Annotated in this window: 1 protein-coding gene; it reads left to right on the forward strand. The window is 71.5% G+C overall.

The annotated features are described in order from the left end of the window. Nucleotides 1–65: 65 nt before the first annotated feature. Nucleotides 66–401 carry an STAS domain-containing protein gene (locus L6Q67_RS23505; RefSeq protein ID WP_296575929.1) on the forward strand — a complete coding sequence of 112 codons (336 nt, stop codon included), beginning with the start codon at nucleotides 66–68 and terminating at the stop codon, nucleotides 399–401. Nucleotides 402–403: the final 2 nt, after the last annotated feature.

A 403-nucleotide genomic window follows, 5' to 3' on the forward strand; every position in this document is an offset into this window, starting at 1 on the left:
CAAGCCCTTCCAGCCGCAGCAGATGCTGGCGGCGGTCGCCAAGCTGGTCATGTGAGGAGCCCGCCATGAGCCTGCGCATGGATGCGACAAGCGGCGACTGCCGCCTGCACCTGGACGGCGAGATGACCGTCGCCACGGCGGCGGCGCTGCGCGACGAAATGCTCGCCGCCCTGCCAGCCGAGGAAGCGGCGGAGGTCGAGCTCGACCTGTCGGGCGTGAGCGAGATCGACACCGCCGGCTTGCAGCTTCTGTTGCAGCTCAAGCGCCGCTGCGGCGCGCGGCTGCGCCTGGTCAACCATTCCCCGGCGGTGCTGCAGATCCTCGACCTGAGCCGCGTCGGGGCGCGCCTCGGCGATCCCGTGGTGATTCCCTCGGGCGAACCGCACCGCGCGCGCGCCTGAAG

The organism is Zoogloea sp., assembly GCF_023150065.1.
Lineage (GTDB): Bacteria > Pseudomonadota > Gammaproteobacteria > Burkholderiales > Rhodocyclaceae > Zoogloea.

Excerpts from the sequence above, each read along its gene's own strand:
- L6Q67_RS23505 (WP_296575929.1), top strand. The coding sequence starts at position 66 with ATGAGCCTGCGCATGGATGCGACAAGCGGCGACTGCCGCCTGCACCTG.